The organism is Falseniella ignava CCUG 37419 (assembly GCF_000301055.1).
Classification (GTDB): Bacteria; Bacillota; Bacilli; order Lactobacillales; family Aerococcaceae; genus Falseniella; species Falseniella ignava.
This window is the reverse complement of sequence record NZ_JH932301.1, coordinates 561,148-583,165: the sequence shown is the minus strand read 5'-3', so window position 1 is coordinate 583,165 and position 22,018 is coordinate 561,148. Positions and strand designations below refer to the sequence as shown.

23 protein-coding genes, 1 tRNA gene and 3 pseudogenes are annotated in these 22,018 nt (G+C 34.5%); 6 read left to right on the top strand and 21 right to left on the bottom strand.

The annotated features are described in order from the left end of the window. Positions 1-30: 30 nt before the first annotated feature. The 3 genes from HMPREF9707_RS06935 to HMPREF9707_RS06925 all read right to left on the bottom strand — a co-directional run bounded on the left by HMPREF9707_RS06935 (position 31) and on the right by HMPREF9707_RS06925 (position 1,170). Positions 31-453, bottom strand: a complete 423-nt coding sequence (locus HMPREF9707_RS06935; protein ID WP_040443438.1) for a cupin domain-containing protein — start codon at positions 451-453, stop codon at positions 31-33. Positions 454-727: 274 nt separating this feature from the next. After that, positions 728-799 (bottom strand) — tRNA-Lys (locus HMPREF9707_RS06930). Between the two features lie 143 nt (positions 800-942). Beyond that, the gene (locus HMPREF9707_RS06925; protein WP_006701987.1) at positions 943-1,170 is read right to left on the bottom strand and encodes an oxidoreductase; all 228 of its coding nucleotides are present in this window, start codon (positions 1,168-1,170) and stop codon (positions 943-945) included. A gap of 6 nt (positions 1,171-1,176) precedes the next feature. On the opposite strand from HMPREF9707_RS06925, the pseudogene HMPREF9707_RS08815 reads away from it, so the two are divergent. Further along, a pseudogene (locus tag HMPREF9707_RS08815) lies at positions 1,177-1,278 on the top strand (IS3 family transposase); the annotation flags it as partial. A gap of 389 nt (positions 1,279-1,667) precedes the next feature. Next, the gene (trhA, locus tag HMPREF9707_RS06920) at positions 1,668-2,318 is read left to right on the top strand and encodes a PAQR family membrane homeostasis protein TrhA (RefSeq protein WP_006701986.1); all 651 of its coding nucleotides are present in this window, start codon (positions 1,668-1,670) and stop codon (positions 2,316-2,318) included. Positions 2,319-2,741: 423 nt separating this feature from the next. Here the strand turns inward: trhA and HMPREF9707_RS06915 are convergent, their stop codons facing one another. The 3 genes from HMPREF9707_RS06915 to relB form a co-directional block, all read right to left on the bottom strand. After that, entirely contained in the window at positions 2,742-3,752 is a 1,011-nt protein-coding gene (locus tag HMPREF9707_RS06915) for an oxidoreductase (protein WP_006701985.1), read from the bottom strand. A 123-nt stretch (positions 3,753-3,875) separates the two neighbouring features. Next, positions 3,876-4,145, bottom strand: a complete 270-nt coding sequence (locus HMPREF9707_RS06910; protein ID WP_006701984.1) for a type II toxin-antitoxin system RelE family toxin — start codon at positions 4,143-4,145, stop codon at positions 3,876-3,878. After that, positions 4,138-4,362 carry a type II toxin-antitoxin system RelB family antitoxin gene (gene relB / locus HMPREF9707_RS06905; protein WP_006701983.1) on the bottom strand — a complete coding sequence of 75 codons (225 nt, stop codon included), beginning with the start codon at positions 4,360-4,362 and terminating at the stop codon, positions 4,138-4,140. Before relB ends, HMPREF9707_RS06910 begins: the two co-directional genes overlap by 8 nt. A 91-nt stretch (positions 4,363-4,453) precedes the next feature. Between relB and HMPREF9707_RS06900 the strand changes: the two are divergent. Then, a pseudogene (locus HMPREF9707_RS06900) lies at positions 4,454-4,873 on the top strand (IS30 family transposase); the annotation flags it as partial. A gap of 97 nt (positions 4,874-4,970) precedes the next feature. Here HMPREF9707_RS06900 and pcp read toward each other — a convergent pair. The 5 genes from pcp to HMPREF9707_RS06875 form a co-directional block, all read right to left on the bottom strand. After that, complete coding sequence (gene pcp, locus HMPREF9707_RS06895; protein ID WP_006701982.1) at positions 4,971-5,612, bottom strand: pyroglutamyl-peptidase I; 642 nt, start codon at positions 5,610-5,612, stop codon at positions 4,971-4,973. 18 nt (positions 5,613-5,630) lie between these two features. Continuing rightward, a complete protein-coding gene (locus tag HMPREF9707_RS06890; RefSeq protein ID WP_269556270.1) occupies positions 5,631-6,500 on the bottom strand; it encodes a 5-oxoproline transporter, DUF979 family subunit in 870 nt (289 codons plus the stop codon). A 32-nt stretch (positions 6,501-6,532) separates the two neighbouring features. Further along, positions 6,533-7,441: an IS3 family transposase gene (locus tag HMPREF9707_RS06885; RefSeq protein WP_232217660.1), complete on the bottom strand. Its 909-nt coding sequence runs from the start codon at positions 7,439-7,441 to the stop codon at positions 6,533-6,535. Beyond that, a complete protein-coding gene (locus tag HMPREF9707_RS06880) occupies positions 7,393-7,935 on the bottom strand; it encodes a helix-turn-helix domain-containing protein (RefSeq protein ID WP_006700979.1) in 543 nt (180 codons plus the stop codon). Before HMPREF9707_RS06880 ends, HMPREF9707_RS06885 begins: the two co-directional genes overlap by 49 nt. 172 nt (positions 7,936-8,107) lie before the next feature. Continuing rightward, positions 8,108-8,779: a DUF969 domain-containing protein gene (locus tag HMPREF9707_RS06875; RefSeq protein WP_006701979.1), complete on the bottom strand. Its 672-nt coding sequence runs from the start codon at positions 8,777-8,779 to the stop codon at positions 8,108-8,110. 310 nt (positions 8,780-9,089) lie between these two features. Here HMPREF9707_RS06875 and HMPREF9707_RS06870 point away from each other — a divergent pair, with 310 nt between their 5' ends. Continuing rightward, a complete protein-coding gene (locus HMPREF9707_RS06870; RefSeq protein ID WP_198003491.1) occupies positions 9,090-9,356 on the top strand; it encodes a type II toxin-antitoxin system Phd/YefM family antitoxin in 267 nt (88 codons plus the stop codon). After that, positions 9,343-9,657 carry a type II toxin-antitoxin system RelE/ParE family toxin gene (locus HMPREF9707_RS06865; RefSeq protein WP_198003502.1) on the top strand — a complete coding sequence of 105 codons (315 nt, stop codon included), beginning with the start codon at positions 9,343-9,345 and terminating at the stop codon, positions 9,655-9,657. Before HMPREF9707_RS06870 ends, HMPREF9707_RS06865 begins: the two co-directional genes overlap by 14 nt. 446 nt (positions 9,658-10,103) lie before the next feature. Here the strand turns inward: HMPREF9707_RS06865 and HMPREF9707_RS06860 are convergent, their stop codons facing one another. The 4 genes from HMPREF9707_RS06860 to HMPREF9707_RS06850 all read right to left on the bottom strand — a co-directional run bounded on the left by HMPREF9707_RS06860 (position 10,104) and on the right by HMPREF9707_RS06850 (position 12,823). Then, complete coding sequence (locus tag HMPREF9707_RS06860) at positions 10,104-11,150, bottom strand: virulence RhuM family protein (RefSeq protein WP_051007510.1); 1,047 nt, start codon at positions 11,148-11,150, stop codon at positions 10,104-10,106. A gap of 94 nt (positions 11,151-11,244) precedes the next feature. Continuing rightward, positions 11,245-11,559 (bottom strand): type 1 glutamine amidotransferase family protein, encoded by a 315-nt coding sequence (locus HMPREF9707_RS09120; RefSeq protein ID WP_006701975.1) that lies wholly within the window; start codon positions 11,557-11,559, stop codon positions 11,245-11,247. Further along, entirely contained in the window at positions 11,544-11,891 is a 348-nt protein-coding gene (locus HMPREF9707_RS09115) for a DJ-1/PfpI family protein (RefSeq protein ID WP_006701974.1), read from the bottom strand. Before HMPREF9707_RS09115 ends, HMPREF9707_RS09120 begins: the two co-directional genes overlap by 16 nt. A gap of 449 nt (positions 11,892-12,340) precedes the next feature. After that, entirely contained in the window at positions 12,341-12,823 is a 483-nt protein-coding gene (locus tag HMPREF9707_RS06850) for a hypothetical protein (protein WP_006701973.1), read from the bottom strand. An 89-nt stretch (positions 12,824-12,912) separates the two neighbouring features. Between HMPREF9707_RS06850 and HMPREF9707_RS06845 the strand changes: the two genes are divergently transcribed. Next, positions 12,913-14,085: an IS256-like element IS1542 family transposase gene (locus tag HMPREF9707_RS06845; RefSeq protein ID WP_006701235.1), complete on the top strand. Its 1,173-nt coding sequence runs from the start codon at positions 12,913-12,915 to the stop codon at positions 14,083-14,085. 47 nt (positions 14,086-14,132) lie between these two features. Here the strand turns inward: HMPREF9707_RS06845 and HMPREF9707_RS06840 are convergent. The 6 genes and pseudogenes from HMPREF9707_RS06840 to HMPREF9707_RS06820 all read right to left on the bottom strand — a co-directional run. After that, a pseudogene (locus tag HMPREF9707_RS06840) lies at positions 14,133-15,428 on the bottom strand (recombinase family protein); the annotation flags it as partial. 55 nt (positions 15,429-15,483) lie between these two features. Beyond that, on the bottom strand, positions 15,484-15,621 hold the full coding sequence (locus tag HMPREF9707_RS09110) for a hypothetical protein (RefSeq protein ID WP_006701971.1): 138 nt from the start codon (positions 15,619-15,621) through the stop codon (positions 15,484-15,486). Positions 15,622-16,022: 401 nt separating this feature from the next. Beyond that, entirely contained in the window at positions 16,023-17,075 is a 1,053-nt protein-coding gene (locus HMPREF9707_RS06835) for an IS30 family transposase (protein WP_006701261.1), read from the bottom strand. Between the two features lie 109 nt (positions 17,076-17,184). Beyond that, entirely contained in the window at positions 17,185-18,537 is a 1,353-nt protein-coding gene (locus HMPREF9707_RS06830) for an MATE family efflux transporter (protein WP_006701970.1), read from the bottom strand. A gap of 21 nt (positions 18,538-18,558) precedes the next feature. Continuing rightward, complete coding sequence (locus HMPREF9707_RS06825) at positions 18,559-20,304, bottom strand: ABC transporter ATP-binding protein (protein WP_006701969.1); 1,746 nt, start codon at positions 20,302-20,304, stop codon at positions 18,559-18,561. Next, a complete protein-coding gene (locus tag HMPREF9707_RS06820; RefSeq protein WP_006701968.1) occupies positions 20,305-22,017 on the bottom strand; it encodes an ABC transporter ATP-binding protein in 1,713 nt (570 codons plus the stop codon). Position 22,018 lies beyond the last annotated feature (1 nt).

The following is a 22,018-nucleotide window of genomic DNA, read 5'->3' as shown; positions in this document are numbered from 1 at the left end:
CAGCTAGCTACTCTTGAGACTCTCAAAATCTTAATGTTCGTTAGGATCGTTCTTAGCGTCTTCGTGCGTCGGGTGAACAGTGCCTGCCACATGGTCAGGACCTGCATAGACCGTGTATAACTTCAATGGTTGGTCCCCAATGTTGGTGACATTATGCCAAGTATCCGCCGGAACAAAGATTGCATCATCATCTGATACTTCTTGTTCAAAGGTCAAATTATCTTCAGCATCGCCCATTTGGCAAAGTCCTTTACCTGATTCAATGCGTAGAAATTGATCGATGCCATGATGGATCTCAAGACCAATATCATCACCTGTCGCAATTGACATTACCGTTACTTGTAACTTATCACCTGTCCAAATCGTCGTCCGATAGTTCTCATTCTCGATGGAATAATCTTCGATATTGACGATATAAGGCTCTTTACCATGATCTTTATAATCAAATGCCATCCCTGATGCACTTCCTTTATTAATATTCGTCGAGTTCGTCAAGCAATGCTCCTTAACAACTCGACTATGTTCACTGTATCACGATAAGATTAGATAAGCAAAGAAAATGCTTTCAGGAAAAAGATAGAGTCGAGATAATGAACTGGGAATTAGTCTGTTCAATTTTTGAAAACTTACCCAACTTTATAGTCTCATTACCAATCAATAACACGACTCATGACAAACAAAAATACACTTGATATTTCCATAAAATACCAAGTGTATTATAGCTTTATGTCCCCTGTAGGACTCGAACCTACGACCCTCTGATTAAGAGTCAGATGCTCTACCACTAAGCTAAGGAGACTTTTTTGTGAACAAATTCATTATACAACTAGCTGAGATTAAATGAAAGAATTATTTTATATTTTCTCGTTTGTAAATGGTCTATTATTAAAGCCCCCATTGCTGCACACCTTTTAAAATATATGAATATATTAAAATTACATATTATCGATAAGCTCTGTTATAGGCTTGATGAACAATCTCTTCAACTTTTCTTTCTTTGGCGATGTCCATCACTAAATTTGGGTTTCTTAGTAATTCTCTTCCAAAAGCCACAAAATCACAATCATCATTTTCTAAAGCATAAGTCGCCATATCCGATGAAGTAATGAGACCTACACCGATTGTCATTAATCCTGTTGCTTCTTTTATTTGTCTAGCAAAATCTAGCATATAACCAGGATAAGCATTGATTATATTCGTTACTATAACGAGGTGCGAATTAAGGAAAAGTTAAGCTGGTTAAGTCCTGTTGAATATCGAAAAACACTGGCTGCTTAAGGAATAACCTTAAGCGAACAAAAAGAGAGACAATCATAAAACTATGCCTATCTCTCTAGTCCAACTATTTGGGGTCACTCTACTTCGAAGGAAGAATGATTAGAGATGCTCATCTTTATAGATCATCCCGAGCCTTGAACCAGACGTATAAGTTTTTCAAAGGGATTATTGACATTCTCTAAGAGCCCCATTATAATAACAATACGAATTGAAAACGAAAGTTTTGCGGGTGATGCATTTATGCGTCATCCGATTTTTTATAGAAACGTTTTGAGAGTAACTTAAACAGGGCTTGTCTCCAATCTGAAAGCACCTTTGAGTAGCTTTTAAAGAATTATTGACAGATTGAGCTTTTTATTTTATAAATTTAATCATAAGGAAGATAAAAAATGAGAATCGTTAAGTATAGTAAGTCTGAGGAAATGCTAAATATAGCAACCCACATTTTAGGATTTATTTTAAGTCTGGTATTTTTTCTGCCGGTAGTTGCTAAAGCATACAGTGACAAAGATATCATTGGGTTTTTAGCATGGTTAATTTATTTTATTGCCATTGCGACCATGTTTTTATCATCAAGCCTCTATCACGCTATGACCCATCCCACCGCAAGGACGATCTTTAGGGCAATTGATCACGGGGTAATCTATTTAACAATTGCAGGTTCATATACTCCAACGATATTAATTGGCATAAGGTCTACCTTTGCCATGATTATATATGTTTTAATTTGGATTTTGGCAATCGTAGGAATAAGCATGAACATAATCGCCTTCACTACCGCTAAAGAAGATAAGATAAGTAAAGCTTCAATGATTATATATATGGCAATGGGTTGGATATCACTTGTCCTTATGCATCCGATTTATAAGCATATAGGCATCAGCTATATTTGGTATTTGCTACTTGGAGGACTTTTCTATACCATTGGGGCAGTTTTCTATTCAATAAAGAAAATTCCATACAATCACGCCATCTGGCATATCTTCATACTTGCAGCGGCCTTTATCATGTTTTATGGCAACTATCTATTTTTGAGATAAGGAAAAATAAATGATTAGTTATAAAAAAAGTTAGCGTTACAGAAGAAGATTTAGTCCTGGAAGAATTGCTTGAGTTATCAGAAGCGTGGGCAGAGGAAAAGATCTTTATAGATTTTTGGAAAATGACGTGCGGGATTATGTTGATGTAATTGGAGTTATTGCAACATCGTATCAATATAATAGGCTTCTAAAATTTTACATTGAAGAGTTAGACTTTCAGTTTAATCACGCATTATTAGTAAAACGAGCACATGAATAATTCACAGTTTGCTAAGATTTAGATTTTTATCTAACTTTTAAAGTTCGCTACATTATACAAAAAACGAGGATTTTTTAAGTTCCTCGTTTTTTTAGGGCTGGGGCTTATCCCACAGCCCTTTTTTTAAAATATATATAATAGTTAGAATCTGGTAAAGTTAAATATTATCGATAAGCTCTGTTATAGGCTTGATGAACAATCCCTTCAACTTTTCTTTCTTTGGCGATGTCCATCACTAAATTTGGGTTTCTTAGTAATTCTCTGCCAAAAGCCACAAAATCACAATCATCATTTTCTAAAGCATAGGTTGCCATATCCGATGAAGTAATGAGGCCCACACCAATCGTCATTAATCCCGTTGCTTCTTTTATTTGTCTAGCAAAATCTAGCATATAGCCAGGATAAGCATTGATCTTAGTATTCGCTAATCCACCAGCAGACACACTAACTAAATCAAAACTATCTTTATTTTCATTTAAGAAATTAATCCAATCCGCAACTTCAATACCACCTTCAATATAATCAGTAGCAGATATTCTTAACCATAAAGCCTTATCCTTCGGCCAAACATCTTGTATCGCTTCAACAATTTTCTTTAGTAATAAAAATCGATCTTTACCATATTCATCTTTTCTTTGATTTGATAAGGGAGAGATAAATTGATTAATTAAATAACCGTGAGCTGCATGAATCTCAATTGCATCAAAACCAGCTTGATCAGCTCGAATCGCAGCAGATTTGAAGGCATCAATCACTTCGTTGATTTCATCAATACTCGCCTCTTCATAAGTATACTCATCGTTATTGAACGAAATCTTAGAAGGACCAATATGTCTTAAATCTTTAGTCTCAGATTTTCTACCGGCATGGTTTAGTTGAACGGCAATCTTAGAACCTTCTCGTTTCACGCCACCAACTATTTCTTTTAATCCATCTATTTGACGATCATCCCATAACCCTAAATCATAATCGGTTATTCGACCATTATCTAACACACCGGTAGATTCAACAATAACTAAACCTACCTGAGAAATCGCTCTTGAAATATAATGCGCTTTATGAAAAGAATTTGCGATACCATCTTGCTTATCAACTTGATACATGCACATCGGTGGCATCACAAATCGATTCTTTACTTCCATATTCTTTATCTTAGCTGCTTCAAATAACTTCATTTGCTCCTCCTTATATTTTAACTACGCTGTGTTCATCGAAAGCAATACTACGGCTTCAACACGTTCCGGTGATATAGCATAAATTAATTTGAGCATGTTGAACGTGTCGTTTAGAAGTGTTTATTATTTATAACTATCTCTTTGGTGGCCTACATGAATATTGGTGATTACGAAAAGATTTTCATCAACCAGTGAAATTATCCGGTAGTCACCCACCCTAAACCGAACATAATCTCTCAAATCACCTTTCAGTGTCTTTCCAGGAGCAGTCGGGAAATCTACATTGACTAAATGCTTACCAATCCATTTCAGTATTTGCTTTTGAACGCCATTATCCAACCTAGAAAACTCTTTTTCAAAACTGGAAGCAAATACCACTTGATATTTAGCCATATTGTTCCATCATTTCTTCAAAAGTCTTAACTTTCTTCCCTGCTTTAGTCCACTCTTCATATGCTTGATCTGCCATCATCACGTCGAAGTCATTCTCTAATTTTTCCAAAATCGCTGTACGAATAAATTCCGCTTTGGAAATTTCTTTTGCATGAACGTATTTCTCAAGCGATTCATTGAGTTGATCATCTAATCTCACTGAAATTGGAGATGCCATAAAATCCCTCCTTGTAGTTCATATTAACTACATAATAACACAGTGATAATCCTCCCACAAGAATTAACCTTTGAGTGATTTGTTTTCGATAAGAGGTAAATTTAATATCGGAACATCGATTAAAGAGCGTCCGAACGCTGTTAAAAAGCGTCAGGAATTTGGTCATTGGAAACTTGATACGGTAGTATCTTCCAGAGGTAAAAGTAAAGGATGTCTCGCTACTTTTGCTGAACGTAAGAGTCGCTTCTATATCGCTTTAAAGATGCCGAATCGATCGAAGGAATCGATGCTTTCGACTGTAAATCAATTGATTCAATCTTTCCCGAAAGAAGCTCTCAAAAGCTTCACCTCTGACCGTGGGAAAGAATTTGCTTGTTATTCAGACATCGAACAACAAGAGATCGCTTTTTACTTTGCGGATGCTTACAGTGCCTGGCAGAGAGGGACTAACGAGAATTCCAATGGATTACTCAGAGAATTTTTCCCTAAACGCACAAATCTAGCTAAAATTAAAGTGGATTAGAAATAAAAGGTCGTAGGGCATTGCCTGCATAACAATGCTGCAAGGCAAAAAAAGAAGGAAAGCTCATGCTTTCCTCCCTCTTACTTTAATGTGTTTTTCCACCAGTAACCTTTATATCTGTATCATTTTCCACAATTGCTTCAATTGCCAGTTCTAGTCCCTTTACAATTGTATCAAGTGCCATTGATGGCATGTTCTTCTTATCAGTAACTTGTTCCGGTAAGAATGGAATATGAATAAATCCAGTCCTCATGTTCGGATATTTTGTTGCTTGAATGTGGGCAACTCCATATAGAACGTGGTTACAGATAAATGTTCCTGCAGTGTTTGAAATTGATGCTGGAATTTTACCTTCTTTAATATGTTCAACCATTGCCTTTATTGGTAGTGTTGAGAAGTATGCCGCTGGGCCGTCTTCCGCTACCTTTTCGTCAATTGGTTGGTTACCTTCGTTGTCTTTAATTCTGCAGTCGTCGCAGTTTATTCCAACTCTCTCAACTGTAATGTCGGGTCTTCCACCTGCTTGTCCAATGGATAGTACTACATCGGGATTAACTTCTTCTATCTTTGCTCTAATCTTATCAACAGATTTTCCAATTACAGTAGGAATTTCTAACTTAATTATTTCTGCTCCCTTAATTTCATCTGGTAATTTCTTTACAGATTCAATTGCAGGGTTAATGGATTCGCCACCAAATGGATCAAATCCAGTTACTAAAATTTTCATTAAATCACTCCTTTTAAATTAAAATCCAAATACTAACATCAATATAATGTGAACAACAATTAAAGTTAATGCCACTGGTGCTTGAGTCTTCATGATTGTGTATTCATTGTCTGTTTCAAGAATAGACCCTGGAACAATGTTGAAGTTTGCAGCCATAGGTGTCATAAGAGTACCACAGTATCCACAAGTCATACCAAGAGCACCAATTACTGCTGGGTTTGCGCCATTTGCAATTACAAATGGAATACCAACACCAAGTGTAATAACAGTAAATGCAGCAAATGCATTACCCATGATCATTGTAAATAGAACCATCCCTAGACAATATGCAACCACACCTAGAACCTTTGCTCCTGGTGGCACAACAGCAGTTACACCAGAACCAATAACTTCGCCAACACCCGCAGCTGCAAAAACAGTACCAAGAGCACCTAGAAGTTGTGGTAATAGTGATGAACTACCAATAGTCATAAGCATCTTTGCAGTATCTTCTTTAGTTTCATGATACTTAGCCTTTGTAATAACAAGGGCGATGATTATAGCTATTATAGATGATATACCCAAAGTTTGTGCTGCTGAAAACTCAAAGAAAATTGGCCCTTCGTCCCCAGTGCCGATAGGAATTTTCAAGCTCTTTGCTTGAGCCATAATCATAGCTATAATACCAATAGCAAGAGCAGGAATAAAGATTTTATTGCCAACTCTCTTACCATACTCTAATTTTTGTTCCTCACTTTGGTCTTCAAATTCACCAACTTGAACTTGCTTTGTCAAAGTTAAAACTCCAAGCACAAGTAAAAGACCACCAACGATTGCTCCACCATATTCTAGTTTGTCAACTAAAAGCTTTCCAGTGCAGAATAAAATACCAAGCAAAGTCCAAAAGATAATGATGTGAACCCCAAAAGTTGGAGTTTTATTTAAGCGGCTAATTGAGCGGTATGTTTTCGGTATTCAACTGGAGACATACCGTTCAATTTTTCTTTTATTCGCTGGTTATTATAATAGTTAATATATTTATTTATCTTTTGTTTTAATTGTTCATAAGTCATTAAAGGTTCACCATAATACATTTCTTGTTTTAAAATTCCAAAAAAGTTTTCCATCGGTGAGTTATCCAGACAATTTCCCTTTCGAGACATACTTTGAAAAATTTTGTTTTCCTTCAAAGTGTTAACCCACTGTCTGTGTTGATACTGCCAACCTTGATCGCTATGAATGGTGGTTCGATATACAGCGTCTCTTTCAATTATACGTATCGTTTCCTTTAAAGGTTTTATCACAAAATCTAAGGTCGGGTGAGCGCTGATATTCCAAGTAATGATCTCTGAATTAAACAAATCCATCATCGGGCTTAAATAAAGTTTCTTCCCATCGATTGTATTAAATTCTGTCACATCAGTAACAATTTTTTGAAGCGGATATTTCGCATTAAAACGACGTTTTAAACGATTTGGTGCGGTCTTACCAATCTTTCCTTTATAAGAATTATACCTACGTGATTTTCTCCAGAACTTCGTGCATTTTAAGCCTAATTTTTTCATTAATCGTTGAACTTTCTTATGATTAATTTTTTCATCCAATCGCTTCTTTAATTCAACAGTTATTCGTCGATAACCGTAAGTTTCCTGTGAATCGTTAAAAATAGTTAGAATTTCTTTTTCTAACACTTCATCCGGATTCGGCTGCTCTAAACGATTTTTGTGATAATGATAGCTACTTTCTGGTAACTCCAGAACAGTTAAGATGTCCTTTAGCTGAAATCCCTTTTCAAAAATTTCTATAGCGAATTGGGTTTGTTGGGATCTCGATGGTCTCTCAGACCCAATTCCTTTAGCTTTTTTAGGTATAAGTTTTCTATTTTTAAATAGTTTACTTCCTGACGTAAATGTTCAAGTTCCTCTTTTTCGCTAAGATTCATTTTTTGTGATTTTTTACTTAGTTTTGGCTTCTTATGCATGTTGGAAGGCCTCCCGATTGGATTATTTAACTGATTAGCCCCTCCTTCAAGATAAGCCCGCCGCCAGTTGGCGATAAGAGATGGATTGTTTAAACCAAATTTTTTGGCGGTTTCTCTGTAGGAAGCCCCAGTTTCTTGCTTATAGTGTAATACATTAAGTTTAAAATCTAAAGGATACTTTGTTTTTCCTTTGCGAGGTTTCAGGCTATTCTTCCCATAATTCTTATAGTTATTAACCCATTGTTTTGCCAGACTTTTATCAGAAATTTGATATTTATTCGCTAATGCTCTATAACCTAGTTTTCCTTCAAAATATTCTTCAACAACACGCATTTTAAATTCGTAACTATATTTTTTAGACATAAAATGACCCCCATAAAGTTAGTTTTTAACTCTAACTTTCGGGGGTCACCTCATAAAAGTTCCCATTCTAGATTTTTTATTTCTTAGACCAGTAATACCAGTCATAATGCAAATCAATCCACATAAAATATAGATGATTTCATCAATTATAATGCTGTTATCAGCTATAAATTTAAACATGTTTCATGTCCTTTCTTAGTCTTCTCTCATATAAATAGCATTGTACTAGAGCTAGAATTAACATAGAAACCCCTGCTAAAATAGAACTCTTTGCTATATCACCATTAGTAACATCATAACCTGCTTGGTTAAGAGTACCTTGAATCAAAAGTACACCAGAAGCTACAGGGAAAATATTTTGCCCAAAAAAGTTCCCGTAGTTTTCAGCAGCCCCAGCAAGACCCTTTAACTCCTCAAGTCTCTTGTCAGAAAGCTCAACCTTTTTATTAGCAGCCCCCTCAGCCATAGGTAAAATTAATGGTCTAACAAATTGAACGTGGCCACCAAGTCTAAGAGAAAGCGCGGCAGCTACCCATCTAATTAAGATATAAAGCCCAACAACACCACCCGCGCTGGCAGACTTCATCTTTTGAATAGCTTCCGCCGCCCTGTCTTTAAGACCATATCTTTCCATGATAGCAATTAGAGGTAGACTCAAGAAGAAAAGTGACATGTATCTGTTGTTCACAAATCCCTTTCCAATTACATCTAAAACTTCAACGATTGGCATGCCAGCGATAAGACCAGTAACCAATCCGGATATAAGCACTACTGCAACAACATCAAGCTTTAGAGCAAAGCCAACGATAATTATCAGTACGCCTATTAAAACCCAATAGTTCATATAGAATCTCCTTCATTATTAAAATAAAATAAATTTTCACGATGCAGTTATGGCAAAAAAATAATAAAAGCACCGTGTTTTTTGATTTTAACATATGAAATTATATGTAGCAATTAGAAGTGAGTGAAGTGATTTGTTTTCTTAAATAACTAACTTATTTTCAATAAATTTTATGCTTCTATAAATAGAGAGCTAACAGTTTGTGTCACCCCAAAAAAGTTAGATTTATGCTCCAACTTTTCTGGGGCTACACACTTGTCTTGTTGATAGTTCGATGATAGAATTATGATAATTAAAAAGAGGAGGTTTTATGATGCATATTCGTCCTGTTTCAGATCTAAGAAATAAGTTTCCTGAAATCGAAGAAGAAGTTATTGAATCTGGACGTCCTGTCTTTCTAACTAAAAATGGCTATGGCACGATGGTATTAATGAGCATCGATCAATACGAATTTATGACCCAAGACATTGAAAGCAAACTTGATGAAGCGGATCACTTAGCAGCTTCCACAGAGACAAGGTATGGCCTCGATGATGTGATTGAGCGAGTCATGGAGCGCATTAATCAGCATGGCTAACTATCAAATTCGTATTCTTCCTAGCTTTGAGGAAGATTTAAATCAAATTGTCGATTATATTGCTTTAACGCTGTCCAATCCATCTGCAGCGATGAATCTAGTAGAGAATGTTCATAAAGCAATTGAGGAGCGAGCTAATTATCCTCTTAGCTTTCAGGCTTTCCCTAGTCAAAAAAAGAGAAAACATCCGTATTATGTCATCCGAGTTGGAAACTACTCTATTTTCTATGTGGTGATTGATTCCGTCATGGAAATCCGCCGTATACTTTACAGCAAACGACACCTTGATTCTCATCTATAAAAGATAAAGCTCCTATCGCTATGATAAGAGCTTTTTTCACTAGCTAGTGACTTCAGGCTCGTTTATGAATCTTGAAGCAGTTCTGCAAACTATAACCCATGCCTAAAGCAATCTGTTTCCAAGTTATGAAACAAACGTAACGCTTCTAAAGGTTGATCTTTTCTTCTTCACTCTCTGAAGCCATGATGGTCTCATAGATTTCTTTTTCAAATCTACCCTAAACCAACTAAAAGACTTGATAAAGCTCATCTACTCTCCAGTAAAACTACTCTATATTAAGGGTTTTTCATCCTATTAAATTGTACGTTTGAACCCATTTTCATTTTTTCGCCTTGTTCGGATGACCAGTTTCCCTATACGTATACCCAAACTTCAGCATTCTTTCTTCTTCCAAAAGAAAAAGCCCCTTCTCAGGGCATCACAAATCTCTACAAACCCTATTCCTATCAACTTTCCTTCCTCTCATACTTGCTAAGTTCTTCTTGTAACTTATCAAAGTCCGATAAATAATTTCTATCTTGAATCATCCGAAATTTTTCATATTCTTGAGATGTTTTTTCAAGTGCTTGTTCACGACTAATCGTTCCTTTATAATCCAAAACTTCTCTACGATTCAGCTTCAAAAAGTTATCAGTTTGATCCGCCCAATCTCGCATGCTCATCAAAATATTATCCTCTGCCATCAATTCGGCATAATCAATAAACATCGTGACTAGACGATTCAACTTTCGCAGTTCCTCTTCAGATAAATAATTTTTAGCAACTTGGGTATCACTTTTCAAAATTTTGCCATCAGGAGAATTTTTCCAAGTCGTGAGTCCCATATATTTTTTGTCTGCATCCGCTCTATTATAGATAATTTCTACAGCCGTCGAACCTGTAATCGCATAATGCAGTTTATTCTGAACAAAAGCATAGAATTGCCTGGTAATGTCAGAGTTTTTGTCGTAGTCATAGGAACACTGCTGAAAGACATCTGTTATCTTCTGATAGGCTCTTCGCTCACTGGCTCGAATTTCACGAATTCGTTCCAGTAATTCATCAAAATAATCTTGACCAAAAGCTTGCCCATTCTTTAGAAATTCGTCATTCAAAACAAAGCCCTTAGTAATATATTCTTTCAAGGTTCTCGTCGTCCACTGACGAAAGCGAGTTGCCTGCTTGGAATTAACTCGGTAACCAACGGCGATAATAGCATCCAGATTATAGAAGTCAACATCTCTTTTCACTTGTCGACTGCCTTCCAAACGAACTATTTCCATTTTGGAAACAGTTGAACTTAACTCTAACTCTTCTTCGGCGTATATATTTTGAAGATGCTTTGAAATCGCAGGTACTCCAACTTCAAATAAGTCTGCCATCATCTTCTGACTCATCCAGAAGGTCTCATCTTTAAAATAGACATCAACGTAGATATTTTCCTTTGCAGTTTCATAAAGTAGAATAGGTAATTGTTTCAAGGTTAGAACCCCCTTTGTAATTCGTAGAGTCATTTTATAAGCTTTTTCCACATACTAATACGATTTTATAAGGCATTCAAACTCGATTTTCCTTCATTTTTCACATCAATCAGACTGTGTTCAAAAGTTAATCTTGCAAAAATTTCGAAAAAACTCTCTTAAATTCTGCCAGATCTTCTTGGTCTAAATGAAACTCGTATAGGGATTCATCATTAGGATCTTCAATGACGGATGTATAAGCTTGATCTGGGCACTCATATCCAAGAGCTCTAGCAACTTCAATAGCAAACTGTGCATATGCTGGTCCAATCGCTGTAATAATATTCCCAGCAACGACAACAGGTTGGTAAACTATATTCTCAGCTTGAATAAACGGTAGAAGGTCATTCATTTCTACATAGAGTTGATTGATAAAAGGTTTATCATCTAATAAGCCAGCCATTGATAAAAGATAGGTCCACTACAGATCGCCCCTATTAAGAAGTCAGGATGATTCTTTAATTCACTGAGAAATTGGATTAACTTATGATTATCAAGTGAAAGACGAATGTCACTTATACCAGGTAAAATTAGACAATCATAATCCTCAACCTTGAAGCCTGAGGTCGTCTTATCTGGGACAACTAAGACTCCCTCTTCAGAACGAACGGGTGATAAGTCCGTTGAGATAATATCTGTTGGGGAGTCATAATACCACCTGAAGAGCGCCATCAAGTTACCCACTTCTTGAAGACTAAATTCCGGATACACTAATAATGCAATTCTTTGTTTCATTTGGTCATCCTTTATTGGGTGTTGTCAAAATAAACTTTTTAAGTTTATATTTTTGTACAGCTCTTACTTATTATTATAGGCAGTGAAAAGTCAACTAAAACCCTGCTTTTATTGACCAGTTCCCACATACGCACACCCTCATTTTAGCAGATTTCACCCTTTTTTCTACTAAAACCAAAAAAGCAAGGTTCCTAAGAAATCACATCTTCTTAAGAACCTTGCTGTTATACGATTTATAGCCCCTCTTTTTCAATCAATACTACGCCTCAGCGGTTCGCTGCTACCGCATCATTTCGTCACTTCGTTCCTCACTCTGCGACAGCTTCTACGCTTTGCTTCGCATGTCATATCTCTAATCCGCTTCGCTCAAAGAGCTATGAAATATCGCATAAATCATTCGTAATTGATGACTACGTCGTTAGTCACTCCTTGTCATCAAAACGACTGATTCAACATGTGTTGTCTTTTGCTTGGGAACATAATTTATTATCCTCGTCATTCTTGTAGGAGCACAATTTATTAATGTCATTGTCTTTGGCATTTTTTCTTTTATCTTTAAAGTTATTAGAATTTTGACTATCTTTAACTCCTGTTTTGAAATAGAATGTTAGGTCATATGGATGGACTGTTCCGTCTTTGTCAATTCTGCCCACCACAACTTTATCAACTATTCTTTCAAATACTGTTCTACTAAATTCCTCTATAATTTCTTTGTTTTCTAAGACCTTTTTAAATTGCTTTAGTCTTTCTTTAATAGAGTTTTCATCTTTGATAGTTAGCTCTAGTGTTTTCTTTTCATCAAGTAATTCTTCTTTTTGTTTTGTAAGTTTTTTATATTTTTTAGCATAAACTTCTTCGTCTATACTATCTTCTAAATGAAGATCAACTAACTTTCTTTCTTGACTAATAATTCTGTTTAAGATAAAGTCCATATAATTGTGTAAAAGTTAAAAGGCCATGTAACAGCCCTTTTACGGTACAATGTTTTTAACCACTAAAAACATACCCAGGAGGACGTTACATGACCCAAGTACATTTTACACTGAACAACGAAGAGGTTCAAAGTATTATTGAACATTCCGTTAAAGATGATGTGTCTAAAAATATTTTGACCACTGTTTTCAACCAATTGATGGAAAATCAACGAACAGAATATATTCAAGCCGATGACTATGAACGTTCAGAAAGTCGTCAGAGTCAAAGAAATGGCTATTATGAGCGAGACTTTACGACTCGTGTGGGCACACTCGAATTAAAAGTGCCTAGAACACGTGATGGTGAATTTTCACCGACGGTGTTTGAGCGTTATCAGCGAAATGAAAAGGCACTGCTCGCTTCAATGCTTGAGATGTATGTTTCAGGCGTTTCGACACGTAAAGTTTCAAAGATTGTTGAAAAGCTCTGTGGAAAATCGGTATCGAAATCTTTTGTTTCTAGCCTGACTGAACAGTTAGACCCGATGGTCAACGAATGGCAGAACCGTTCGCTCTCAGGTACGAATTATCCTTATCTGATGACTGATGTTCTCTACATAAAAGTCCGTGAGGACCATCGAGTGCTTTCTAAAAGCTGCCATATTGCGATCGGGATAACAGAAGGGGGTGATCGTGAAATCATTGGCTTCATGATCCAAAATGAAGAAAGTGATGACACATGGTCCATCTTCTTTGACTACTTAAAAGAACGCGGTCTACAGGGGACAGAACTCATCATTTCTGATGCCCATAAAGGCCTAGTGTCTGCGATTCGTAAGTCCTTTACCAACGCAAGTTGGCAGAGATGTCAGGTCCATTTTTTAAGAAATATCTTCAGTTCCATTCCAAAAAAGAATTCAAAACCGTTTAGAGAAGCAGTAAAAGCGATCTTTAAGTTTACGGATATTGAACTCGCTCGAACAGCTAAGAATGCCTTAGTCGGTGAATATATTGACCAGTCCAAATATACAAAAGCATGCGAAACATTGGATAATGGCTTCGAAGATGCCTTTCAATACACGGTCATCGGAAATGGCCACAATCGGCTAAAAAGCACTAACCTTCTTGAACGACTGAACCAGGAAGTCCGCAGAAGAGAAAAGATTATTCGTATCTTTCCCAACCGATCGTCCGCCAATCGATTAATTGGAGCTGTCCTTATGGACCTTCATGATGAATGGCTCAGTTCTACAAGAAAATATATTAAGTTTGATCAATGAGTGACCGGTAAAACATTGTATAGTATTTTACACAGGATTGTGGACTTGACTCTGTTTAATTGGTTTTCTATCTTTTTCAAATCTTTGACTAAAGTATTATCATTTATTTCTTCTTCTACAATTTTTAAAAAGTCATCTATTACTGTTGAATCTGCATGGCATAATTGCCTATAGCTTTCAACAAAAGCTTTTTCTATTGCCGCTTCTTGTATTCCTTTTGAATGAGGGCAATATTTTTTACCTTTTTTTGTTGATTTTACACATTGCCAGTTAATTTTTTTGTAAATTGAACTTGTGTGCCAAGTTCTTCTTGAAAGTATTTCGCCACAAAATCCACATTCCAGCATACTTGAAAAAGCATATTGCCTTGATAGTTTTTCTCTTTTTCTATCCTTGTTAGCAATAGTATTTCTGTTTTGTGCTCTTCTGAGTCTAATCTCTTGTGCCTTTTCAAAATCTTCTTTTGATATAATTGGCTTGTGATGATTTTCAATGTGGTATTTATCAGATTCACCAAAGTTTGCTAGTCTTCTTTTTGTTATGGGATCAACTGTGAATGTTTTTCCCATTAGTATATCTCCAATATACTTTTCATTTTTAATTATTCCTAACACTGTAGTATCAGACCATTTTGTTTTACCTCTAGGGGTGAGATATCCTTGCTCTTCTAGTTCCCTGCCAATGACTGAGCCACCATTGCTCTCTAAATATCTTTTAAAGATGTATCTGACAATTTTAGCTTCTTCTTCATTTATAGAGATACTTTTTGTTGTAGGGTCATAATCATATCCAAGGCAACCTTGAAAACCAATAAGCTCCCCCTTTTCCATTTTCATTTTTAGTCCTTTTTTCACATGGGCTGAGGTATTTTCTACTTCTTGTTGAGCTACTGAACTTAATATTGTTAGTAATAGCTCTCCATCCATTGTCAAAGTATCTATATTTTCTTCTTCAAATACTACACCAACATTGTTTTCTTTTAGGAGTCTTACATACTTTAAGGTATCTAATGTATTTCTAGCAAATCTCGATATAGATTTTGTTATTATCATGTCTATATCTCCATTTTGACAATCACTTATTAGCCTCATGAAATCTGCTCTTTTAGTTGCAGTTGTTCCTGTTGTTGCTTCATCTGCATATATACCAGCCAGAGTCCAGTTCTTATTATTTTTTATTAGATTTGTGTAATAATCAACTTGCGATTTATATGATTCAAGTTGGTCTTTACTATCTGTACTTACTCGACAATATGCTGCAACACGTTTTAAATCTAAATCTAGTGCATTTCTATTTCTTGCTCCTGTATTTGAAGCTTTTATTACTTTTACTTTAGTATTCATTTTACCTCCTTCCCATTTTGTATCTTTCTACAGTGTTATTATATCACAAGATTAACTACTTTCTATCACTCTTTTTATAATCATTTTCTATTCTATTTTTTATTTTTGTATATTCCTTATCATTAATTAATTTAAGATCATAAAGTCTACATAACATAGCAACTCTCATGCTATAAACTTTTATTACGTTCATAATAACCTCCTATGTAAGTTGGTTTTTTTAACTTGATAAGTGGATTAAATTTAAAAAATACTAATCTCACCTAAGCAACTTCACTAATTTTCACACTTCAAAGTATTTTGATTTTTATAGAAAGATGACAAAATACCCCTCACTTTATAAAGTGAAATTTGCCATCTTTGGTAACCAGTTTTTTTATTTTTCTATAGTATTTTTGAGTTTCATTATTATTCCGAACATAAAAAAAGGACTTATGCTATTAGGCATAAATCCTCTAAAAATGAAAGAAACTTTTCCGATTGTTGTTTGTATTTAATCTTTTCTTGAGTTGTAAAGTTAAATGCAACACTTTCTGTTACATGATTCGATGAACTTAAAATCTCTTTACTTCTTCCCCTAGGAGAAGAAAAAATTTAAATACGACATTGTTGAAAATACTCTTCTGATGAACGTAGCCCTATCACTTCTCTAATCCTTTTATTGATTGCCTGAGTGGCTTGATCGATATCCATTTCTGAAAAAAGATGGATGGATTTTCCTTTAGGGATGAATTCCCTCAACAGTTTATTGAAGTTTTCGTTTGAGCCCCGTTCCCAGGATGCGTAGGCATGACAAAAATATACGTCTGTATTGAGTTCAGACATTAAGGAGAATTCAGAACCATTATCAAAAGTTATTGAAGCAAATAGGTTAGGGTTATCTGCTAGAATCTCTTCAAAGGCATTTTTAACCGTTTGACTTTTATAGTCGCTGATTTTCTTAGTAATGGCATAGCGTGTTTTTCTCTCTACCAAGGTAATGATTGCCGGTTCATTTTTCGTTTTCTTCCCTTTAACCAGATCAGCTTCCCAGTGTCCAAATGTTTCTCTTGATAAGACGTCCTCTGGACGATCGGTGATACTGGTACCTAGGATTCTTTTGTTTTTACCCTTAGGGTTACTATGCTGGTTTTTTCTTGGTTTCAGACGATACATGACAGGTAAGTCATGTGGTTTGATAGACAAAAGACCTTGACGTATATATGAATAGACGGTTTTAAACGTTGGTATATTCTCTACAGGATGCTTTTTTCTATAAAGAGCTATAAATGTCTTTATGTTGTAGAGCCGCTGTTTACCTTTAAACAATCCTTTAGTGAAGGCATCCTCCAGCGCAGAGAAGAAAGCGCTTGAGAAAGAAACAATCTTTTTGCGGACACACTTTAAACGTCTATTTTCATAAACAGATTGACCAGAATCTGAGTAGTACACAGTGACTTTCTTATTATAGCCATTAATCTGCTTGATCTGTTCTACAGTGCCCCGATTAATTTCTCTATGGATTGTGGAGCGGTTACGTCCAAGGCGTCTGCCTATCTCTGCTTTACTAATATCTTCATTTAACCATTTTTCTATTAGCTGTCTTTCTTTAAAGTCTAAATGAGTAAATGATCGGTTCTGATTTGTGTTATAATTATTTGTGGACATGAAGATTCTCCTTTGCTTATTTTGTGGTGATTTAAGTATAACGAATCTTCATATCTTTTTGTATTTCAGAAATTACTGAGTGTTGCAATTCATTTTACAACACACCTATTTAATCTTTTAAACTAATTTTATCCATCCTATTTAATTCCCCAAACATCATTACTACACCAGCTATTATCATAATTAAATCTACAAGGGGTTCTGCAAACCATACTGCTTTAACTCCAAATATCATTGGCAAAATAATCATGGCAGGTACGAATAAAAATAACTGTCTTAGCATTACTATTATGCCGGCTTTTTTAGCGTTTCCTATTGATTGGAAGAATGTTATAGTCATTACCATTACTCCATATAGGATAAAGATAGAATAAAATAGTCTAAAGTTTCCTATTCCCTGAGTTATAATACTTTCTTCTACTCCAAATAAGGAAAGTATATTCTTTGAGAATGCTAACGCTGGTATCCAAAATATTGATGCAAGAACTAATCCTCCGATAGAAAATACTTTCATAGCTTCTTTTACTCTGTCGTATTTTTTCGCTCCAAAATTTGTACCAACTACAGGTTGTAAACCTTGACTCATTCCCCAAAGTGGAATGAATGAAAAGGCATATATTCTAAGTGTTGCTGCCATCAAGATAGCATTTGTATCTCCGCCATATTTAAATGACATTTTATATAGCATTGTTTGTTGAATCATAAATAAAATTTGCATCATCATAGCAGATGACCCTACGCTAAACATTTCTTTTTTTATTTCCTGATCAGGTTTGATTTTATTTATTTTTACTGCTTTACTTTTATATTTGAAGTAATGGAGTGTTATTATAGCTTGAACAAATTGTGCTGTAATAGTTGCAAGTGCAGCCCCTTCTATTGCGTATTTTCCCATTAATTTCATTAGAATTGGATCAAGAATTATGTTTAAAAAAGCCCCTAGCCCCATAATGAGCATTGCTTTTTTCATTAATCCTTCTCCACGCATAACCATGTTTGCTGATTGAGTAAAGTTTACAAATAAAGAGCCAATGAAAATCACTCGTAAATATCTGATACCATATTCTTTAATTTCTCCACTTGCTCCAACCATATCTAAAAAATGTGGTGCAAGTAAAATTCCGCCTATTGTAATAATTGATGAGAATAGGATAACCCAAAAGATTAAATTCCCCATAATTTTATCAACTGTTTTTTGGTCACCCTTTCCTATAGCTCTTGATAAAACTGATGCTGAACCTACACCTATGAGTGTAGATACTCCACTATTAAAAAAGGTAAGTGGCATAGCTACACCACAAGCTGTCATTGCAGTTTGTCCTATAATATTTCCTGCAAAAATTCCATCCATTAGTGGATAAAGACCTATTACTATCATTCCTATTACAGCAGGGACAGATAATTGAAAAAGTAAATCTATGGGTCTTTTTGTTAATAATTGTTCTTTCATATCTTGTTTCATAAAATCATCCTCTATTAAATTTTATTCAATTTTCCAACCAGTAGCTTTTTCTCTTTTCTCAATAAAACTCTTGTATATGTGTGATTTTTCCATAAGCTCTTTATGTTTACCAATACTTTCAATATTTCCTTTATCCATAACAACAATTTGATCAGCGTTTTTAATAGTTTCAAGTTTATGTGCAATCACAATTACAGTTTTATCTTTTAATAAATTGTTTAAAGCAGTTATAAGTTGTTGTTCATTTTCTGGATCTACACTTGAAGTAGCTTCGTCAAGAATAACAATTCTGCTTGGTTTTAGCATAGCTCTTGCTATAGATATTCTCTGACGCTCTCCTCCAGATAAATTTGAACCACCCTCTTGTAAAACTGTGTCATAACCATCTGACAACTTCATAATAAATTCATGACACTGTGCTTGCTTAGCAACATTAATAACTTCCTCATCACTAGCTTCTGGATTTCCGAACTTAATGTTGTTTTTTATAGTGTCATCAAATAAATAGACGTCTTGAAAAACAAAAGTGAAATTAGATAACAGATTGTCATACCTAAAATCTTTTATGTTATTATCATCAATCAATATTTCTCCAGAATCTACATCCCAAAATCTAGCTATCAAATTACAAAGTGTTGTTTTTCCACTTCCAGAACCACCTACAATTGCTGTAGTCTTACCTTTTGGAATATCTAAATTTAAACGGTTAAATAAGTTCTGTTCGTCATATGAGAAGTCAACGTCCTTTAGATTTATATCTCCTTTTTCAAAGCTTGTTCTTGTGCCTTCTGAAATTGTTGGTAAATTCCTAAGTTTAGCAATTGAATCCAAGTTTTGTATAGCTATTCCTCTAACGTTTTGCATACTTCCAGCCATTTCAAAACCAGAAAAAACAATAAAACTAGACACTACAAGCATTACAGCTTTATAGTGATCAATTTCTCCTATACAAAATCTATAAATAGCTGAAAATATAATAAGACAAATCCCTAATTTAAATATAATTAGAAATATCAAAGCAGCAGGTGCTACAGTTTTTTCAACATTTATAAAGCCTCTTCTATTTTTATAAATCTCTCTGTCCAATTCTTTGGTCATTTCACCACTTTTTCCAAACGACTTAATGACGCTAATACCTTTGACATACTCTAAAGTAGATGCGTTTAGATTTATTTTTAACGCTTGTAATTTTTTAGTCAACTCATCTGATTTCTTTTGAAAGATAACATTGCATAACATTCCTAAGAATAAAGTTCCTAAAATTATAGAACCTGTAACTATATCAAACGGAATCATAAATATCGCCATTATTATAGTTTGAATTACTCCCACAAATAAAGTTTCTATTATATTAACTCCTACGGTTTCAAGTTCACCTATAACTGTGGTTAATCCGCCTGAAATGTTTCCAAGGCGATTACTGCTAAAATATCCCATATTCACTTTTTTTAGCTGATCACCTATATATAGCCTATTTTCTGCTCCCATATTGTAAGTTGCGATGTATTTATTTCTATCAGCCATATAACTAGATAATATTTTCCCTACTACACTTAGTAGAGCTATTGCAAATACGACATAGATGTCTTCTTGTGTAATATTTCTTCCTTCAAATATATTTTGAAATATTTTAAGTAAAAGCAACATTGTAGCTCCAAGGGATATTCCTTCAAATATACTTTTTAATACTTCAAAGAAAAACATCTTGCTAATTTTGGAAGATTCTTTTCCAGCTACCCAATATAACTTGTGAATTAATTCTTTCATTTACTCACCCCTATCGTTTGATAAACTTATGTGTGATTTCCACATTTTTGCATATGTTTCACTTTTTCCAAGAAGTTCTTTATGAGTTCCTTCTGCTTCAATTTCCCCATTGTTTAATACTATGATCTTATCGGCTCCTATTATTGTAGAAAGCCTATGAGCAATCATAATAACCGTTTTATTTTCAACTAATGCATCTATAGATTTTTGAATTTCAGCTTCATTATCTGGATCAGAATATGCTGTAGCTTCGTCTAATAAAACTATTGGGCTATCTTTAAGCAAAGCTCTTGCTATTGTAAGTCTTTGTCTCTCTCCTCCAGACAAGTTGCTCCCAGATTCTCCAATTATGGTTTCATATCCATTAGGAAGACTCATAATAAAGTCATGACAAGAAGCTTTTTTACAAGCGTCTTTTATTTCTTCAATACTAGCATTTTGATTTGCCATTCTCATATTATCTATAATACTTTTTCTAAATAGATAATTTTCTTGTGATACATAGGTTACAAGTTCCATGTTCTTTTCAAGAGAAACATCTTTAAGATTTACATTTCCTACGGATATTTTCCCTTTATTAATGTTCCAATATCCCGCAATTAGCTTAGCAATAGTGGATTTTCCACCGCCAGAATAACCAACAATAGCTGTAAGTTTATTTTCTTTTGCACTAAAGGATAAGTTATCAAAAACTTTTTTCTTATCATTATAGGCAAAACATACATTTTCAAAATTAATATCGTATGATCTTATTTTTTCCTCTCCATTACCTCGTTCTAACTCTGGTAACTCCATAACATTTTTTATTTCATCTATTACAACTCTTACATTCGCCATAGTATCTATATGACTCATAGCTTTAATCAAAGGTTTGTAGCAGGCATAAGATAATAAAACACACATTATTAGATTGCCTACTTCAATACTTCCATTCATATACAAGTATAAAGAAGTTGGTAAAACAAATAATAAAGTTGATGGTAAAACTTCCATTGCTGCTGTCATATAGAAACAAACACTTAAATACCAATTTAGCATACTGTCTCTATTACTATTTACAGCATCTACAAATTTTCCATATGATGATGCAGATTTATTGAATGCCTTTATAACTTGAATACCTCTAATATATTCAACAGCTGTTGTATTCATGTTTTTTGCGGCTTCTTGATAATTTCGTGATTTTTCTTCATATCCACCCATCATTAGAATTGAAAATAACACCCCTAGTGGTAATGTAATAAGATTTGCAATTCCAATCCTCCAATCCATTATAAAAATAATAACTACTAAAGCGATTGGAATGATAAGATTAGCTATTACTTCAGGAATAACATGAGCTATCGGTTGCTCAATTTTATTCAAAGTTTCTACCATAAACTGAGTCCATTCTCCACTAGATCGTTTTTCAATCTCTCCCATTGATAATCTATTAATTTTTCTTACAAGTTTCTTCCTCTCATCCTCTATTATGCGAAATGCTAAATTGTGAGAAATTAAAGTTGAAATCTCATGAAAAATAACACTTCCTATTAACCCACCTAAAATAAGCAAAATTGGTCTTATATAGAATTCTAAATCTGTATTACTAATTGCTATATTTTGAGTAATCTTAGCTAAAGCAAAATATGGTACAACACTACAAAAAACACCAACTACTGCAATAATAACTGATGATAAAATTTGTCCTATATGCTTTTTTAAAACTTCCATT

What these genes read in the sequence shown, in the direction of transcription:
- HMPREF9707_RS09110 (WP_006701971.1), bottom strand. Translation starts at nt 15,621, where the DNA reads ATGAACGTAATAAAAGTTTATAGCATGAGAGTTGCTATGTTATGTAGA.
- relB (WP_006701983.1), bottom strand. Translation starts at nt 4,362, where the DNA reads ATGGCATCTCCAATTTCAGTGAGATTAGATGATCAACTCAATGAATCG.
- HMPREF9707_RS06870 (WP_198003491.1), top strand. Translation starts at nt 9,090, where the DNA reads ATGATGCATATTCGTCCTGTTTCAGATCTAAGAAATAAGTTTCCTGAA.
- HMPREF9707_RS06830 (WP_006701970.1), bottom strand. Translation starts at nt 18,537, where the DNA reads ATGAAACAAGATATGAAAGAACAATTATTAACAAAAAGACCCATAGAT.
- HMPREF9707_RS09120 (WP_006701975.1), bottom strand. Translation starts at nt 11,559, where the DNA reads ATGGCTGGCTTATTAGATGATAAACCTTTTATCAATCAACTCTATGTA.
- HMPREF9707_RS06825 (WP_006701969.1), bottom strand. Translation starts at nt 20,304, where the DNA reads ATGAAAGAATTAATTCACAAGTTATATTGGGTAGCTGGAAAAGAATCT.
- HMPREF9707_RS06910 (WP_006701984.1), bottom strand. Translation starts at nt 4,145, where the DNA reads ATGGCTAAATATCAAGTGGTATTTGCTTCCAGTTTTGAAAAAGAGTTT.
- HMPREF9707_RS06860 (WP_051007510.1), bottom strand. Translation starts at nt 11,150, where the DNA reads ATGACTCTACGAATTACAAAGGGGGTTCTAACCTTGAAACAATTACCT.
- HMPREF9707_RS06935 (WP_040443438.1), bottom strand. Translation starts at nt 453, where the DNA reads ATGGCATTTGATTATAAAGATCATGGTAAAGAGCCTTATATCGTCAAT.
- HMPREF9707_RS06845 (WP_006701235.1), top strand. Translation starts at nt 12,913, where the DNA reads ATGACCCAAGTACATTTTACACTGAACAACGAAGAGGTTCAAAGTATT.
- HMPREF9707_RS06915 (WP_006701985.1), bottom strand. Translation starts at nt 3,752, where the DNA reads ATGAAGTTATTTGAAGCAGCTAAGATAAAGAATATGGAAGTAAAGAAT.
- HMPREF9707_RS09115 (WP_006701974.1), bottom strand. Translation starts at nt 11,891, where the DNA reads ATGAAACAAAGAATTGCATTATTAGTGTATCCGGAATTTAGTCTTCAA.
- pcp (WP_006701982.1), bottom strand. Translation starts at nt 5,612, where the DNA reads ATGAAAATTTTAGTAACTGGATTTGATCCATTTGGTGGCGAATCCATT.
- HMPREF9707_RS06880 (WP_006700979.1), bottom strand. Translation starts at nt 7,935, where the DNA reads ATGTCTAAAAAATATAGTTACGAATTTAAAATGCGTGTTGTTGAAGAA.
- HMPREF9707_RS06875 (WP_006701979.1), bottom strand. Translation starts at nt 8,779, where the DNA reads ATGAACTATTGGGTTTTAATAGGCGTACTGATAATTATCGTTGGCTTT.
- HMPREF9707_RS06820 (WP_006701968.1), bottom strand. Translation starts at nt 22,017, where the DNA reads ATGGAAGTTTTAAAAAAGCATATAGGACAAATTTTATCATCAGTTATT.
- trhA (WP_006701986.1), top strand. Translation starts at nt 1,668, where the DNA reads ATGAGAATCGTTAAGTATAGTAAGTCTGAGGAAATGCTAAATATAGCA.
- HMPREF9707_RS06835 (WP_006701261.1), bottom strand. Translation starts at nt 17,075, where the DNA reads ATGTCCACAAATAATTATAACACAAATCAGAACCGATCATTTACTCAT.
- HMPREF9707_RS06850 (WP_006701973.1), bottom strand. Translation starts at nt 12,823, where the DNA reads ATGGACTTTATCTTAAACAGAATTATTAGTCAAGAAAGAAAGTTAGTT.
- HMPREF9707_RS06925 (WP_006701987.1), bottom strand. Translation starts at nt 1,170, where the DNA reads ATGCTAGATTTTGCTAGACAAATAAAAGAAGCAACAGGATTAATGACA.